A 14941-nucleotide genomic window follows, 5' to 3' on the forward strand; every position below is an offset into this window, starting at 1 on the left:
GGCCAATCCTCCAGTGTGCAGCATGGTCGTGCCCGGCGTTCCGGGCGTGCGATGCTCGTATGACAGATGTACTACGCACGGCGCGAGGTGAGGCTCATGGCCGGACGAGCGGCGGAGACGGCCGGGACCCCCGCCCAGGTCAGGCTTTCCCGACAGGACTGGGCGGACCTGAGGGAGACCATGGCGATACTGCGGCTCGAATCCACGTCGGACGCCCTGCGGGAGGCCATCCGGTTGCTGCACCGGGAAGCCCGTCAGATCGAGGCCGCACGGAACATCGCCCGCTTCTACGGCGAGGGCGGCGCCCCCGGCCCGCTGCTCGACGGCTTGGTCACCGAGGCGGACCTCGCGGCGGCCGACGCGGCGGAGTTCTGAAGGTGGCCCCGACCCTCTCGATGCCTCCACTGCGGGGCCAGGTGTGGGCGTGCGCGTTCCCCCGGCCGATCGGCCCCCACCCCGTGGTGGTGCTCACGGCCGACCGGATCTCCCGGCGCCTGTCCGGGGTCACGGTCGTGCTGGTCACCGGCACGCCCGGACCGGCGGAGACCCATGTCGCCGTCGGCCCGGAGAGCGGCCTCAGGAAGTACGCGGAGTCGTACGTGAACTGCACGGAACCGCACACGGTCGGCAAGCCCCGCCTGCGCCGCATGCTCGGCCTGCTCGCGCCGGCCGAACTCACCGCCGTCGAGGAACGGGTCCGCGTGGTGCTGGAACTGGACTGACCACGGCCCTCCCGTCACACCTGGTCGTCCGCCAGCTCCGCCACGCCCGTGATCCGGTGCAGGGGGTACGTGCGGACCTCGTCGGCCGTGTGGTCGTAGCCCGTCACGAAGCCGCCCTCCACACGGACCGGGGCGATGACGCGCTGGCTCGCCGCGCCCTCCGCGTTGACGTAGCCGATCCAGACGGCCGAGCCCGTCAGCGCCGCCGCCTGGACCGTCGCCAGGGTCTCGGCCGCCGAGGTGCGGGGGAGACCGCCCGTCGACGCCACGGGCGCCGCGGGCTCCTTCCGTACCGCCGTCGCCGCCCGGTCGCCCGCCCGGATCGCCTTCACCGCCGCGCCGAGGAGCGTCGTGTCGGGGACCGGCGGGCCGTCCGGGACGGGCACCGGGGCCGTACGGGCAGGGGTGCGGTACGCGTCGGCGCGGGTGACCAGGACGTCGCCCTCGGCGGACTCGGCGGCCGGGGCGTACCCCATCGCCCGCAGCCCGTCCAGCAGCGACGCCGGGTCCGCCTGCGCGGCGAGCACCGTCGGCGCGAGGCGGCGCAGGCCCAGGGCGGCGGAGCGCCGGTCGGCCAGGATCTCGCCGAGGACGGTGTCGTCGTCGCAGCGCACGTACGCGGAGGCCGCCCCGATCCGCAGGTGGCCGTGCCTCCTGGCCACGTCGTCGATCAGATACGCGAGCGGCTGCGGCACCGGCGTCCGGGAGTGCGCGGCCAGGAAGTCGTGCAGGTCGGAGGCCGACCGCCCCGAGTCGAGGGCGCGCCGCACGGAACCGGGCGTGAACCGGTACACCGTCGCGCCACCCTTCGATTCCACGTCCGCGAGGACCGCGAGCGCGTCCGCGAGGGGCCGCCGCAGCGGTCCCGGCGCCACGGCCGTCAGATCGGCCTGGAGCAGCACGTGGTCGACGGCCTCCGGAAGCAGCGGCGCGAGCAGGGTCGCCGCCCGCCCGGCGGCCACCGACAGCTCGACCCGGCCCCCGTGGTCGGCGGGCGTCGCCGCCTCCGCGAGCGGCAGGTTGAGCAGCGCCCGGGCGTGCGCCGCGAGCGCGCCCCGGCCCGTGAGCCCCAGCAGCTCGGCCTCGGCGAGCGTCCACCGCGCGAGCCGGGACCGCAGGTCGCCCGGGGCGTCGGGGGCGGGGCCGGTCGCCGCAGGGTCGTCGGCGCCCGGGGTCTGCGGCGCGCGCGGCGGGGCCGGCTGCGCGGCGCCCCGCGGCGGCCGCTCCCAGCGCAGCCGGGCGAACACCGTCCCCGGGTCCGCCGCGGCACCCGGCGGCAGGGTGGCGAGCAGCTCCAGGACCCGGTGGCGGACCTCCGGCGCGGGCGCGCGGTCCAGATCCGGGCCGAGGGCGGCGAGCGTGCGGCCCTTCGCGTCCTGGCCGCCCACCAGCCCCGCCGTGCGGGTCGCCGTGAGCCAGGGCGCGACGAGCCGCGCCCAGCGCTCGGCGGGCGGCAGGTCGAGCCAGTCGTCGTACGCGGGCGTCGGCGCGTACCGCTCGTCCGCCTCCCCGTCCGAGGCGAGCAGCCCCGCCCCGAAGCACAGCTCCAGCCAGAACGCGGCGACCTGCTCCGTCACGTCGAGCGCCGCCGCCGTCCGCTTCAGGTCCCGTACGGACATCCCGCCCGCCCGCAGCACCTGCGGGCCGCCCTGGTCCCAGGACTTCAGCAGCTCCTCGACGGTCGCGAGCGTCGCGTACGCCTGCCCGGCGGCGGCGCTGTCCACCACCTGGGGACGGTACTCGCGCGCCGCCTCCACCACCGGCGCCACCGGCTCCGGCGCCCGGTGCGCCCGCCCGCCCCGCAGATGCAGCGCCACCTCGCGCGGCAGCACCATCGTCCGCGCCGACACCGGCAGCAGCAGCCCCCGGTCGCGCAGCCAGCGCACCGGCGGCGCCGGATTCGCCGTCACCTCGCCGTACGGCGGACCCCACACCAGCCGGTCCAGGACGGAGAGGGCCTCCGGGGACGCCTCGTCGAGCAGCGCGCCCATCCGCGCCCGGTCGGTGAACAGCTCCGTGAGCGCCGCGACCGCCGACACCGGATCGTGCGTCGGGGGCAGCCCGGCCGCCGCGATGATCTCCTGCACCCGGCCCGGCGACATCCCCGCCGTCGCCTCCGCGACCGTCGGCCCCAGCCCGGTCGGCGACGGGTGCTGCGCCGAGGGCGCGAGCAGCTCCCGCGCGGTCCGCACCAGCCGCAGCCGGTCGTCCTCGCCCCACACCAGGGCCTGTTCGCGCAGCAGCGCCACCGTGCCCGGCAGCGCCGCCTCGATCACCGGATCGCCCTCGTCACCGGTGAGCAGCGCGAGCAGCACGGGGTACGGGGCGGGGTCCGGAGCCACGGCCAGCGCCTCGGCCGTCTGCAGGGCGAACCGGTCGAGCCGGTCGAGCGCCCGCACCACCGAACCCCGCGTGCCCGCGCGGGTCGCCAGCTGCGTCAGGTCGTTCGGCACGGGGCTCAGCAGGTCCGGCCGGGCGCGCAGCAGCGCGGCGAGCCCTTCGTCGCCCCGCGCGCGCAGCGCCTCCGCGAGCGTGCGCGGCGCAGCGCCGGCGCTGGTTGCTTCGGCCACGTGCGCCTCCCGGTCGAGCTCACCGATCCCCATCCGGACCACGTTAGCCGCTGTTCAGGCGCTAACGTCGGGCCGTACCGGGTGGACCGGCCGTGGAGGGGCGCCGTGGGGATCGAGAGCGACCAGTTGGTCTACGACTATCTGAGCCGGGTCGGCGATCTGGCCCAGCAGCGGCAGCTGCCGGCGAGCGACCGCAGGAAGCTCGTGTCCGGCCTGCGCGACGAGATCGACCGCAGGCGCGCCACGCACGGCGAGGAGAGTCCGGCGGCGGTACGGGACATCCTCGGCGACCTGGGGACGCCGGACGAGGTCGTGGAGAGGGCGGGGCCTCGGGAGGCTCCGGGCGTGTCGAGCGCCGCGATCCCCGCGCAGGACAGGCAGGGTCCCGACGGCGCGGGGGACTGGTGGAACACGGACACCGACGAAGCGGGGCTCCTGGGTTTCGTCGGCGGCATCGAACGCCCGGACCTCTTCGCGCCGCCCGCTCCGGCGGAGGAGAAGGCCGAGGCCGAGGCGGAGGAGGCCGCGCCGGGGAAGGCCCGCCGCCTGGCGCGGATCCTCCGGCTCCGCAAGGCCCCGGCCCCGGCCCCGGCCGCCGGGGCGCCGGAGGCCGGGCCGGAAGCGGAGGCGGCGCCCCGCGGCGCCCGCGTCCGCCTCGCGAACCCCTTCGTCCTGCTCGCCGCGCTCCTCCTGCTCGGCGGCGCCGTCTTCGGCTCGCTGATCGCCCTCGCGGCGGGCTGGCTCCTCGCGTACGCCTCCCGCCGGCTGACCCCGGGCGAGATCAGGACCGCCGTCCTGGTGATCCCCGGCCTCGCCGCGGCGAGCGGGATCGCCTGGATCTGGGGACGCGTGGAGGGCCGCTGGGGGGAGGCGGTGGCGCCGGGGGGTGAGGCGATGGGGGCGGCGATCTCCGAAACCTGGCCCTGGACCCTCCGGGGGGCGGCGATCGCCTCGTCCCTGTTCCTCCTCTGGCGCTCCCGCAAAACCTGACCCCCACCCACCGGGCCGACGCCCGCCCCCACCGCGGGCTGCGCCTGCCAGGCGGTGCCCCGCCGTTGCGGGTACGCCCGCTGGGGCGGTGCCCACCCCGCCGCCCCGTTGCGGGCTGCGCCCACCGGGCGGTGCCCACCCCCGCGCCCCGTTGTGGGCAGTCGTTCCGCTGGGGCGGAACGGGTGGGCACAACGGACCCGCGCCCTGCCGGCGCCAGAGGCTGCTGTGCCTGGACCCGCACCGGGTTGCGCACCCGGCTCGTGGTGCGGGTCAGGGCGCGGAACGCGGAGGCGCCGCTGAAGGGCGCCGTCCCGTGTGCCCACCCGTCCCGCCCAGCGGGACGATTGCCCACACGGGCAGGGGGAGCCGCCCCGCCGGGCGCGGGCGCAGCCCGCACGGGCAAGGCGGGGACACCGCCCCGCAGGGCGCGGGCCCCGCGCGGCAGGGGTACCGCCCCGCCAGGTGCGGGTCCCGCAGGGAGGTGGGGGAGGGGCACCGCCCCGCCGGGCGTGGGTCCCGTGCGGGGGCGTCGCCCCGTGGACGCGGTTCGGGTCAGGTGAGGGGTTCCGCGGCCGGGGCCCAGGGGGCGGCCGGGACCACCAGGGGTGACCCCGTCACCGGGTCGGGGACGACGACCGACGAGAGCCCGAAGACGTCCCGTACGAGGGACTCCGTGACGACCTCCGACGGCGGGCCCGAGGCCACCACCCGCCCCGCCTTCATGGCGACGAGGTGGTCGGCGTACCGGGCGGCCTGGTTCAGGTCGTGGAGGACGAGGACGACGGTCCGGCCGCGCAGCCGGTTGAGGCGGCGGACCAGGTCGAGGACCTCCACCTGGTGGGAGATGTCCAGGTAGGTGGTGGGCTCGTCGAGGAGGAGCAGGTCGGTCTCCTGGGCGAGGGCCATCGCGATCCACACCCGCTGCCGCTGTCCGCCCGACAGCGCGTCGACGGGCCGGTCGGCGAGGGCGGTCACGTCCGTACGGGACATGGCGTCGGCGACGGCGCGCTCGTCCTCCTCGGACCACTGCTTCCACCAGGCCTGGTGCGGCTGGCGCCCCCGGGAGACGAGGTCGGCGACGGTGATGGCCTCGGGCGCGACGGGCGTCTGCGGCAGCAGCCCGATCGAGCGGGCGATCCGTTTCGTCGGGAGCTTCGCGAGCGACTCCCCGTCGAGGAGGACCGCGCCGCCCGCCGGCTTCAGCAGCCGTCCGAGCGCCCGCAGCGTCGTGGACTTGCCGCAGGCGTTGGGGCCGACGATCACGGTCACCTTGCCGTCGGGGACCGCGAGGTCGAGCTCCTCGACGACGGTCCGGTCCTCGTAGGCGAGCGTCAGCTCGCGGGCCTGCAGTCTGCTCACGACTTTCCTCCAACGGCGCGGCTCCGGACGATGAGCCAGATCAGGTACGGGGCGCCGACCGCCGCCGTGAGGACGCCCACGGGCAGTTCGACGGGGGAGAGGAGGCGCCGGCCGAGCAGGTCGGCGACGACCACGATCGCCGCGCCCGTGAGCGCGGAGCAGAGCAGCGGGATCTGCGCCGTCCGGGTGGTGCGGCGGGCGATCTGCGGGGCGAGCAGGGCCACGAAGTCGACCGGTCCGGCGACGCCCGTCGCCACCGACGCGAGGACGACGCCGACGGCGACGAGCCCGAGCCGGACCCCGCCGAGCCGTGCGCCGAGCGCGGTCGCCGTGTCGTCGTCGAGGGAGACGGTCCGCTGGGCGCGGGCCGCCCACAGCACGGCGGGCAGCAGGAGGAGCAGCGTCCAGCGGATCGGCGCGGACTCGTCCCAGCCGCGGCCGTTGAGGGAGCCGGTCATCCAGATCTGGGCCTGCTGGGCGACGAGGTAGTCGCCCTTCGTCATGAAGAGCGTGATGAGGGAGCGCAGCGCGACCGCGATGCCGATGCCGATGAGCACGAAGCGGGTCGCGTGCAGTCCGCCGCGCCAGGCGAAGGCGTACACGAGGGCGGCGGCGAGGACGCCGCCGGCGATGGAGACGTACGGCAGGACGGTGTACGAGGTGAGGCCGAAGGTCATCGCGGCGACGGTGACGGCTCCGGCGCCCTGGCTGATGCCGATGATGTCGGGGCTGGCGAGCGGGTTGCGGGCGACGGTCTGGATGAGGCCGCCCGCGATGCCGAAGGCGGCGCCGACGGCGAGGGCGACGACGAGCCGGGGCGCGCGCAGCTCCTCGACGACGAACGCCGACGGCGACGGACGGCCGAGGAGGACGCGTACGACCTCGCCGGGTGCGACGAACCTCTCGCCGACGCAGAGGTACGCGACGCAGGCGGCGGCCAGGAGGACCAGGAGGCCCGTGGCGACGAGGGCGGAGCGGCGGTGGACGAGGAAGGACGCCCGCCCGGCACGGAGGAGCCCGTACCCGGCGGGCCGTGCTCCGGCGGGGGCCGCGCCCTTCGGGGACGGGTCTCGCAGGACCGCGCTCACGCCGCCACCGCCTTCCGTCGTACCAGCGCCACCAGGAACGGCACTCCGATCAGGGCCGTCATCACCCCGGCCGGGACCTCGCCCGGCGGGAAGACGATCCGGCCGGCGACGTCCGCGACGAGCAGCATCACCGGGCCGACGAGCGCGGCCATCGGCAGGACCCAGCGGTGGTCGGAGCCGACGATCGCGCGGGCGATGTGGGGGACGGCGAGGCCGACGAAGGCGACGGGGCCGGCGGCGGCGACGGCCGCGCCGGTGAGGACGGTCGCGCCGAGGCCGCCCACGATCCGTACGGTCGCGACGCGCTGTCCGAGCCCCTTGGCGACGTCCTCGCCGAGGGCGAGCGCGTCGAGTCCGCGCGCCACGGAGACGACGAGGAGGGCGCCGAGCAGCAGGAAGGGCCAGACGCGGCCGACGATCTCGGTGTCGCGTCCGTCGAGGGAGCCGATCTGCCAGAACCGGAACTCGTCGAGGGCGGAGGCCCGGGTGGTGAGGACGCCGGTGGTGACGGAGAGCAGCAGCGCGTTGATCGCGGCCCCGCCGAGCGCCAGCTTCACGGGTGTGGCCCCGCCGCGTCCGCCGGAGGCGATCGCGTGGACGGCGACGGAGGCGAGGGCGGCGCCGGCGAAGGCGAACCACACGTACCCGCTGAGCTCGTGCACGCCGAGGAAGGCGATGGCGAGGACGACCGCGACGGAGGAGCCCTGGCTGATGCCGAGGATGCCGGGGTCGGCGATCGGGTTGCGGGTGATGCCCTGGAGGGCGGTGCCGGCGAGCGCGAGGGCGGCGCCGACCATCAGCCCGATGAGGGTGCGGGGGACACGGAGCTGCCGGACGACCTCGGCGTCGTCGCCCGTGGCGCCGTGCAGCAGGGCGTCGAGGACGGTGGAGGGCGCGACGGGGCGGGCGCCGACGGCGAGGCTGAGGAGGACGGCGAGGAGCAGGGCGACGAGGGCCGCCGAGGTCGCGAGGACCCGTCTGGTTCGGAAAGCGGCTGGCATCGGGACCCATCGGCGGAGTGCGAGTTTGGTTAGGCTCGCCTTAGTCTAAGCAACGCCTCTGTTCGAACACCCGGACCCCGGGGCCGGTGAGAATGAGCCCATGACGACCTCGCCCGCGAACCCGCCCACCAGCCCGCTCGCCGACCCGCCCACCAGCCCGCTCACCGTCGGATTCGACCTCGACCTGACGCTGCTCGACACCCGCCCGGGCATCAGGGCGGCCTTCGTCGCCTTCTCCGCCGAGGTCGGCGTCCCGATCGACGCCGACCTCGTCGTCAGCCGCCTCGGGCCGCCGCTGGAGCAGGAGATGGCGCACTGGTTCCCCGCGGAGCACGTCACGGAGATGACCGCCCGCTACCGGGCGCTCTACCCCTCGTACGCGATCGAGCCGACCGTCCCGATGCCGGGCGCCCGGGACGCGATCGAGGCCGTGCGCGAGGCGGGCGGCCGCACGATCGTCGTCACCGCGAAGAACGGCCCGCACGCCGAGCTGCACCTCGCCCACCTCGGCATCGAGCCCGACGCGGTCGCCGGCGGCCTGTGGGCCGAGGGCAAGGCGGAGGCCCTGCGCGCCCACGGCGCCGAGGTCTACGTCGGCGACCACGTGGGCGACGTCCGGGGCGCCGCCACCGCGGGGGCGTACTCGGTGGCCGTCGCGACCGGGCCCTGTCCCGCCGAGGAGCTGGCCGCGGCCGGCGCGGACGTGGTCCTGGCGGACCTGACGGACTTCCGCCCCTGGTGGGAGGGCTACCGGGGCTGAGCCGGAACGGCCGAAGCCCGCCGGGCCTGCCGCCGCTGGGCCGCGACCGACCGCAGGAGCCCGGCGGCGGCGACGAGGAACCCGACCCCCATCAGCATCGACACGAGGTACGCGACGGTGGGGAAGGGGTCCGTCCCGAGGAACAGCGGGGCCACGGTGACCAGCGTCGCGACCGCGCCGACGGCGAACAGGATCACACCGGCCTTGACCAGTCCGTCACCGGGGGCACTGTCGTCCACCGGCGCGGCGGGGGTTTCACTACGCATTCGGCCAGGGTAGTTCCCAGGCCGGAGGAACACGTCGGCGGCGTCTTGTCACCGGCCTCCTGACCATTAGCCTGGTGCCGGCGGGTCGGTCGACGACCCGCCGTTTGCCATCCCCATCGACGAGGACGAGGACGAGGACAGACGTGCCTACCGGCAAGGTCAAATGGTTCAACAGCGAGAAGGGCTTCGGCTTTCTCTCCCGCGACGACGGCGGCGACGTCTTCGTGCACTCGTCGGTGCTCCCCGCCGGAGTCGACGCACTGAAGCCGGGGCAGAGGGTGGAGTTCGGTGTCGTCGCAGGTCAGCGCGGCGACCAGGCGCTGTCCGTCACGATCCTCGACCCGACCCCGTCCGTCGCCGCGGCGCAGCGCCGCAAGCCCGACGAACTGGCGTCCATCGTCCAGGACCTGACGACGCTCCTGGAGAACATCACGCCGATGCTGGAGCGCGGCCGCTACCCGGAGAAGGCGGCGGGCAAGAAGATCGCCGGCCTGCTCCGCGCGGTCGCCGACCAGCTGGACGTGTGACGGCCCCCTTACGGGAACCGCAGCGCGTCCGGGCCGAGGGGCGGTACGAGCCCCTCGGCCGCGGCGCGCGTGAGCAGCCCGCGGACCGCCGCGTAGCCGTGCTCGCCGAGGTCGGCCGTGAACTCGTTGACGTAGAGGCCGATGTGCTGGTCGGCCACCTTCGGGTCCATCTCCTGGGCGTGCTCCAGGACGTACGGCCGGGAGGCCTCGGGATCGTCCCAGGCCATCCGCACCGACGCGCGGGCGGACGCGGCGAGCAGCCGGAGGGTCTCGGCGCCCAGCGAGCGGCGGGCGACGATCGCGCCCAGCGGGATCGGGAGCCCGGTCGTGGACTCCCAGTGCTCGCCCATGTCGGCGAGGCAGTGCAGCCCGTAGTTCTTGTACGTGAAGCGGGCCTCGTGGATGACGAGCCCCGCGTCGACCTTCCCGTCCCGTACGGCGGGCATGATCTCGTGGAACGGCATCACGACCACCTCGCCGACCCCGCCGGGCACGGTCTCGGCCGCCCACAACCGGAACAGCAGGTACGCGGTGGAGCGCTCGCTCGGCACCGCGACGGTCCTCCCCGCCAGGTCCGCGCCGGTCGCCGCGTCGCGGGTGAGGACGAGCGGGCCGCAGCCGCGGCCCAGGGCGCCGCCGCAGGGCAGCAGGGCGTACTCGTCGAGGATCCACGGCAGCACGGCGTACGACACCTTCAGGACGTCGTGCGGGTCGGTGCCGCCCTCCGCCCAGCCGTTGGTGACGTCGATGTCCGCGAACGTCACGTCGAGCCGGGGCGCGTCCGGGACCCGGCCGTGCGCCCAGGCGTCGAAGACGAAGGTGTCGTTCGGGCAGGGCGAGTAGGCGATCTTCAGTTTCACGCGTGCGCCTCCACGAGGACGGTACGGCCGAGCAGCTCGAAGGTGTGCCGGAGGGCGCCCAGGGCCTCGCCGATGCGCCAGGCGGCGCGGTCGCGCGGCCCGACGGCGTTCGACACGGCCCGGATCTCGACGACCGGCACGCCGTGCGCGGCGGCGGCCTCGGCGACGCCGAAGCCCTCCATCGCCTCGGCGGCGGCCTCCGGGTGGCGCCCCGCGAGCTCGGCGGCGCGAGGGGCGGTGCCGGTGACCGTGGAGACGGTGAGGACGGGCGCGAGGACGTGCGACGGGCCCCCGGCGGCCAGGGCGGCCGTGATCCGGCCGGTGAGCGCCTCGGGCACGGGGTGGACGGACCGGCCGAAGCCGAGCTCCTCGACGGCGAGGTACCCGTCCGGGGTCTCGGCCCCGAGGTCGGCGGCGACGATCGCCGAGGACACGACGACGGACCCGAGCGGCGCGGCCGGCTGGAAGCCGCCGGCGATCCCGGCGGAGACGACGAGGCCGTAGCCGCCCCCGGCGAGGGTCTCGCAGGCGAGGGCCGTCCCCGTCGCGGCGGCGACGGCCGCGGGGCCGACCCCGCCGACGAGGACGTCGACGTGGCCGTGACGGCGCAGGGCGAGGCCCCCCGGCAGCGGGACCGGGTCGGGCGCGCCGGGGCCGAGGCCGGCGGCGACGGAGTCCGCCTCCGCCGCCACGGCCGTCACGATCAGGATCCGGTGGACCACCGGCGGATCAGGAGTCCTTCTTCAGCTGGAAGTGCCAGATGCCGGTCAGCTTCTTGCCGGTGTTCTCGACGATGGTCACCTGGGTCTTGTCGGTGGCCTCGCCGGGCTGGCTGGAGAAGAAGGCGCTGGCCGGAATGGTCCGGTACGTCTTCTTGTACGGCTCGGGCTCGGCCTGCTGGCCGCCGAGGAAGATCGTCCAGCCGTGGTCCGCGATCTCCGGGTCCACGCCGAAGCGGATCTTGTCGTCCGTGGAGACCGTGATGGTCTTCTCGGCCTTCTTGTTGAGGCACTGCTGGACCTGCGACTCCTTGATGGCGTCGCCGTCGTTGTAGCAGGCGGCCTCGGAGTGCACCGAATCGGTCCCGACCGTCAGGGTCGCGAGCGGAGTCGGCTTGTCGCAGGCGGAGAGTACGAGGAGCCCGGCGGAGACGGCCCCGAGGGCGACGGCGGCCCGGCGGCGCGAGCCGGAGAAGAACGCAACGGTCATGAGCCGAAGGCTATCGGGCCGCCGCGCCCGCGCCACGCGGGGGTACGGCGTGCCGCTGCGGCGTACCGCTTCGCAGGGGGTGCCGGAGGCCTCGACAGGGGTGCCCCGGGCCCCCGTGCCCCCGGGCGCGCCCTTGACCTCACCAGGGGGACGCCCCGCATGGGCTGGGGCGTCTGGGACGGTGGGGACGGCCCAGGGCCTCGTACGGGGCGTCCTAGGACACCTTCGCCTTCGGGCGGCCCTTGGGGCCCGAGCGGCTGCGGGACGCCGAGAGGAGGCCGCGGACGGAGAGGAGCGCGCCCAGGCCCAGGATCGCGGCGGCGACGGACATGCCGAGGGTGCCGTTCAGGGGCAGGGCGATGCCGATCCCGCCGCCCACCACCCACGCCATCTGCAGGGCCGTCTCGGAACGGGCGAACGCCGAGGTCCGCACCAGCTCCGGCACGTCCCGCTGGATCAGCGCGTCCAGCGACAGCTTCGACAGGGCCTGGGTGAGTCCCGCGACCGCGCCGAGGACGGCGACCATCAGGCCGCCGAAGAAGACGGCCGTGCAGACCGCCGTGCCGAACACCACCGTGATCATCGTGGCGATGATCACCTCGGGCCCGTGGCCCCGGTCCCGCAGCAGCGAGCCGACGGCCGTACCGCAGGCGTTCCCGGTGCCCGCCGCCACGCCCACGATGCCCAGGGAGACGGCGGCGCTCTGCCCCGACAGCGGATGCTCCCGCAGCAGGAACGCCAGGAAGAAGATCAGGAAACCGGACAGCATGCGCTGGGCCGCGTTCGCCGTCAGGCCGCGCAGCACCGACGGGCCCACCGTCCGCAGACTCGGCTTCTTCTCGCCGTGGGTCAGCAGGTGCGCCCGCCGCTCGCCCTTCGCGGAGTCCACCTTGTGCGGCATCCGCAGCGCCCAGAACGTCCCGAGCAGGAACAGGGCGCACGCCCCGTACAGCGGCCAGCCCGACCCGATCATCTGCAGGCCCGCCCCCACGGGCGCGGCGATGCCGGTGGCGAGCAGCCCGGCGAGGGTGACCCGGGAGTTCGCCTTCACGAGCGAGAAGTCCGGTGGGAGGAGGCGGGGCACGACGGCGCTGCGGACCACCCCGTACGCCTTGGAGGCCACGAGGACGCCGAGCGCCGCCGGATACAGCTCCAGACCGCCCGTCGCCACGGCCCCCGACATCATGACCGCGAGGACCGCGCGCGTCAGCATCGCGCCCGCCATCGCCGCCCGCCGCCCGTGCGGGATCCGGTCCAGGAGGGGGCCGATCACGGGGGCGAGGAGGGTGAAGGGGGCCATCGTGACGGCCAGGTAGAGCGCGACGCGGCCGCGGGCCTCGTCGGTCGGCACGGAGAAGAAGACGGTGGAGGCGAGGGCGACGGTGATCATGACGTCGCCGGCGCCGTTCACGGCGTGCAGCTCGATCAGCTTCCCGAGCCCCGACTCGCCCGCGCCGTGCGCGTGGGTGGCCTTCCGGATGCCCCTCGCGGTGCCGGTGAACGGCAGGTGCAGGGCACGCCCCACCTTCCGGCCCGCTCGGCGGAGCGGCCCGGCGGGATCATGCGATCGTACGGGGGACCGTGCGGCTGCCACTCCGTCATAGTGCCCCACGGGCCCGCCCGACGAACCGTGGCGCGACGGGAGAGGGCCGCGGGAGGGCCCGTTGCGGACCCGCGTTCGCCGGGCGGTGCCCGCACGGCGGGCGGGCGGCAGGGGCTTCCGGCGCCCGCGATCCCGACCACTTGGGACGGGCAGGTGGGCGGAGGCTCGCGAACGGGGTAGCGTGCGTAGCGCGTCACCGGCGGAATCTCTCGGCCGCGCGCCTCTTCGGCATCCCGCAGAATGGATGACGTTAGGTGTGCCCGAGACGCGCGAGACAAGTCGGGTGCGGACGTCGATGCGGCCCCCTGGTCCGCTCCGCCCGCCGCCCGTGGCTTCGCTCCCGCCCCTCGGCCGGCGCACCCGTGAGACGGCGTAGGAGAGAAGCGAGACCTGTGAGTGCTGCGACGACGCGAAGCGGTACCCCGCGTACCCCGCGAGCCACGCGTATCCCCGACCGCCTGTGCGCGGAGGCCGTAGACCTCGCGCGGGAGGCCGCCGAGGAGGCGGCCGCGCCAGGGATCGTGGGCGCGCACGTCGAGGTCGTCGCGGAGGGCGACCGGGTCGTCACGCACTTCTTCGAGTCCAAGGAACCCGGCTACCGGGGCTGGCGCTGGGCGGTGACCGTCACCCGAGCCTCCCGCGCCAAGAACGTCACGCTTGACGAAACCGTCCTGCTGCCCGGCGCCGACGCGCTCCTCGCCCCCGAATGGGTGCCGTGGAGCGAGCGGCTGCGGCCCGGAGACATGGGGCCCGGCGACCTCCTCCCCACGGAGCAGGACGACCTGCGCCTGGAGCCCGGCTACACCGGCGAGGACGCGCCGCCGCCGAACTCCGTGGTGTCGGAGGAGATGTCCGACCACCTGGACGAGGAGGACGCCGAACTGACGTCCCGCACCCCGTCGAGGGGCGCCATCGCCGCGGTCGCCGAGGAACTCGGCATGCGCCGGGCGCGGGTCCTCTCCCGCTACGGCCTGCACATGGCCGCGGACCGGTGGGACGAGGCGTTCGGCGCGAAGACGCCGATGGCCCAGGCCGCGCCGGCCTCCTGCGAGTCCTGCGCGTTCCTGGTGCCGCTGGCGGGGTCCCTGAAGCAGGCGTTCGGCATCTGCGCCAACGAGTTCTCGCCCGCGGACGGGCGGGTCGTGTCGCTCGCGTACGGCTGCGGGGGGCACTCGGAGGCCGCCGTCATGCCGAAGCCGCCGCGGCCGGCGCCGCCGGTGCTGGACTCCATGGCGGCGGACGAGTTCCCCCTCCGGCCGGCGAAGGACTCCGGCTCCACGACGGAGCCGGACGCGGCGTCGGAGGACCTGGGCCACTCGTAACGAGCCCCCTGGCCGCCACGCCGCACGCCCCGGCCCGACCGGCCGACGCCCGCGCCCGGGTGGGCGGTACCCCTGCCCGTGCGGGACCCGCGCCCGGCTGGGCGGTGCCTCTCCCGCCGGGGCGGCGCCCCCGCCCACCCGCCGCGCGGGCCCGCGCCCTGCGGGACGTTGCCCCCTGCCCGTGTGGGGCCCGCGCCCTGCTGGGCGGCGCCCCTGCCCACCTCCGTGTGGGCAATCGTCCCGCTGGGGCGGGACGGGTGGGCACACGGGACGGCGCCCTTCAGCGGCGCCTCCGCGTTCCGCGCCTGAACCCGCACCACTGGTGCGGCACACAGCCCGGTGCGGGTTCAGGCACGTGAGCCTCTGGCGCCGGCAGGGCGCGGGTCCGTTGTGCCCACCCGTTCCGCCCCAGCGGAACGATTGCCCACAACGGGGGGCGGGGGTGGGCACCGCCCGGTGGGCGCAGCCCGCAACGGGGACGGGCGCTGCACCGGTGGGCGCACCCGCGACGGGGTAGGCGCCGCACCGGTGGGCGCGCCCGCGACGGGGGCGGAGGCGCGGCCCGCCCCGGGGCCGGCGGAGGGGCGGGATCGTGGTGGGGCGGGGTTCGTGACCCCGCGCGCCCCCGCTCACCCACGTGCCCCGCAACCCGCCCGGCCCGCC

Annotated in this window: 15 protein-coding genes; 6 read left to right on the plus strand and 9 right to left on the minus strand. The window is 75.8% G+C overall.

Annotated features, from left to right (window positions below; all coding sequences use genetic code 11):
- Positions 1-96 precede the first annotated feature (96 nt).
- Together ACIGW4_RS24645 and ACIGW4_RS24650 are read left to right on the plus strand one after the other, a co-directional pair.
- On the plus strand, positions 97-375 hold the full coding sequence (locus ACIGW4_RS24645) for a hypothetical protein (protein ID WP_399582873.1): 279 nt from the start codon (positions 97-99) through the stop codon (positions 373-375).
- Positions 376-377: 2 nt separating this feature from the next.
- On the plus strand, positions 378-722 hold the full coding sequence (locus ACIGW4_RS24650) for a type II toxin-antitoxin system PemK/MazF family toxin (RefSeq protein WP_399582875.1): 345 nt from the start codon (positions 378-380) through the stop codon (positions 720-722).
- Between the two features lie 14 nt (positions 723-736).
- Here ACIGW4_RS24650 and ACIGW4_RS24655 read toward each other — a convergent pair whose 3' ends face one another.
- Entirely contained in the window at positions 737-3325 is a 2589-nt protein-coding gene (locus ACIGW4_RS24655) for a helicase C-terminal domain-containing protein (RefSeq protein WP_398714289.1), read from the minus strand.
- 72 nt (positions 3326-3397) lie between these two features.
- Between ACIGW4_RS24655 and ACIGW4_RS24660 the strand changes: the two genes are divergently transcribed.
- A complete protein-coding gene (locus ACIGW4_RS24660) occupies positions 3398-4282 on the plus strand; it encodes an HAAS signaling domain-containing protein (protein WP_398714287.1) in 885 nt (294 codons plus the stop codon).
- 553 nt (positions 4283-4835) lie between these two features.
- On the opposite strand, the gene ACIGW4_RS24665 is transcribed toward ACIGW4_RS24660, so the two are convergent.
- From ACIGW4_RS24665 to ACIGW4_RS24675, 3 genes are read right to left on the minus strand one after another with little or no spacing between them, the layout of a single operon-like run.
- The gene (locus ACIGW4_RS24665) at positions 4836-5642 is read right to left on the minus strand and encodes an ABC transporter ATP-binding protein (RefSeq protein WP_123454294.1); all 807 of its coding nucleotides are present in this window, start codon (positions 5640-5642) and stop codon (positions 4836-4838) included.
- A complete protein-coding gene (locus ACIGW4_RS24670; RefSeq protein WP_260174432.1) occupies positions 5639-6730 on the minus strand; it encodes an iron chelate uptake ABC transporter family permease subunit in 1092 nt (363 codons plus the stop codon). Before ACIGW4_RS24670 ends, ACIGW4_RS24665 begins: the two co-directional genes overlap by 4 nt.
- Complete coding sequence (locus ACIGW4_RS24675; protein ID WP_398713736.1) at positions 6727-7731, minus strand: FecCD family ABC transporter permease; 1005 nt, start codon at positions 7729-7731, stop codon at positions 6727-6729. Before ACIGW4_RS24675 ends, ACIGW4_RS24670 begins: the two co-directional genes overlap by 4 nt.
- Before the next feature lie 100 nt (positions 7732-7831).
- Between ACIGW4_RS24675 and ACIGW4_RS24680 the strand changes: the two genes are divergently transcribed.
- A complete protein-coding gene (locus tag ACIGW4_RS24680) occupies positions 7832-8491 on the plus strand; it encodes an HAD family hydrolase (protein ID WP_399582877.1) in 660 nt (219 codons plus the stop codon).
- On the opposite strand, the gene ACIGW4_RS24685 is transcribed toward ACIGW4_RS24680, so the two are convergent.
- Positions 8479-8757, minus strand: coding sequence for a hypothetical protein (locus ACIGW4_RS24685; protein WP_185094597.1), 279 nt, complete (start codon positions 8755-8757; stop codon positions 8479-8481). The genes ACIGW4_RS24680 and ACIGW4_RS24685 overlap by 13 nt on opposite strands.
- Before the next feature lie 143 nt (positions 8758-8900).
- On the opposite strand from ACIGW4_RS24685, the gene ACIGW4_RS24690 reads away from it, so the two are divergent.
- Positions 8901-9284 carry a cold-shock protein gene (locus tag ACIGW4_RS24690; RefSeq protein WP_030694234.1) on the plus strand — a complete coding sequence of 128 codons (384 nt, stop codon included), beginning with the start codon at positions 8901-8903 and terminating at the stop codon, positions 9282-9284.
- Between the two features lie 8 nt (positions 9285-9292).
- On the opposite strand, the gene ACIGW4_RS24695 is transcribed toward ACIGW4_RS24690, so the two are convergent.
- From ACIGW4_RS24695 to ACIGW4_RS24710, 4 genes are all read right to left on the minus strand, one after another.
- Positions 9293-10144, minus strand: coding sequence for a 1,4-dihydroxy-6-naphthoate synthase (locus ACIGW4_RS24695; RefSeq protein ID WP_398713731.1), 852 nt, complete (start codon positions 10142-10144; stop codon positions 9293-9295).
- Entirely contained in the window at positions 10141-10866 is a 726-nt protein-coding gene (locus ACIGW4_RS24700; RefSeq protein WP_359591582.1) for a futalosine hydrolase, read from the minus strand. Before ACIGW4_RS24700 ends, ACIGW4_RS24695 begins: the two co-directional genes overlap by 4 nt.
- 7 nt (positions 10867-10873) lie before the next feature.
- Positions 10874-11353: a DUF2771 domain-containing protein gene (locus tag ACIGW4_RS24705; RefSeq protein ID WP_123454299.1), complete on the minus strand. Its 480-nt coding sequence runs from the start codon at positions 11351-11353 to the stop codon at positions 10874-10876.
- A gap of 214 nt (positions 11354-11567) precedes the next feature.
- Positions 11568-12965 carry an MFS transporter gene (locus tag ACIGW4_RS24710; protein WP_185094599.1) on the minus strand — a complete coding sequence of 466 codons (1398 nt, stop codon included), beginning with the start codon at positions 12963-12965 and terminating at the stop codon, positions 11568-11570.
- Between the two features lie 383 nt (positions 12966-13348).
- Here ACIGW4_RS24710 and ACIGW4_RS24715 point away from each other — a divergent pair, with 383 nt between their 5' ends.
- Positions 13349-14278, plus strand: coding sequence for a DUF3027 domain-containing protein (locus tag ACIGW4_RS24715; protein WP_123454301.1), 930 nt, complete (start codon positions 13349-13351; stop codon positions 14276-14278).
- Positions 14279-14941: the final 663 nt, after the last annotated feature.

It is taken from the genome of Streptomyces sp. NPDC053513 (genome assembly GCF_044544765.1).
Taxonomy (GTDB): domain Bacteria; phylum Actinomycetota; class Actinomycetes; order Streptomycetales; family Streptomycetaceae; genus Streptomyces; species Streptomyces litmocidini.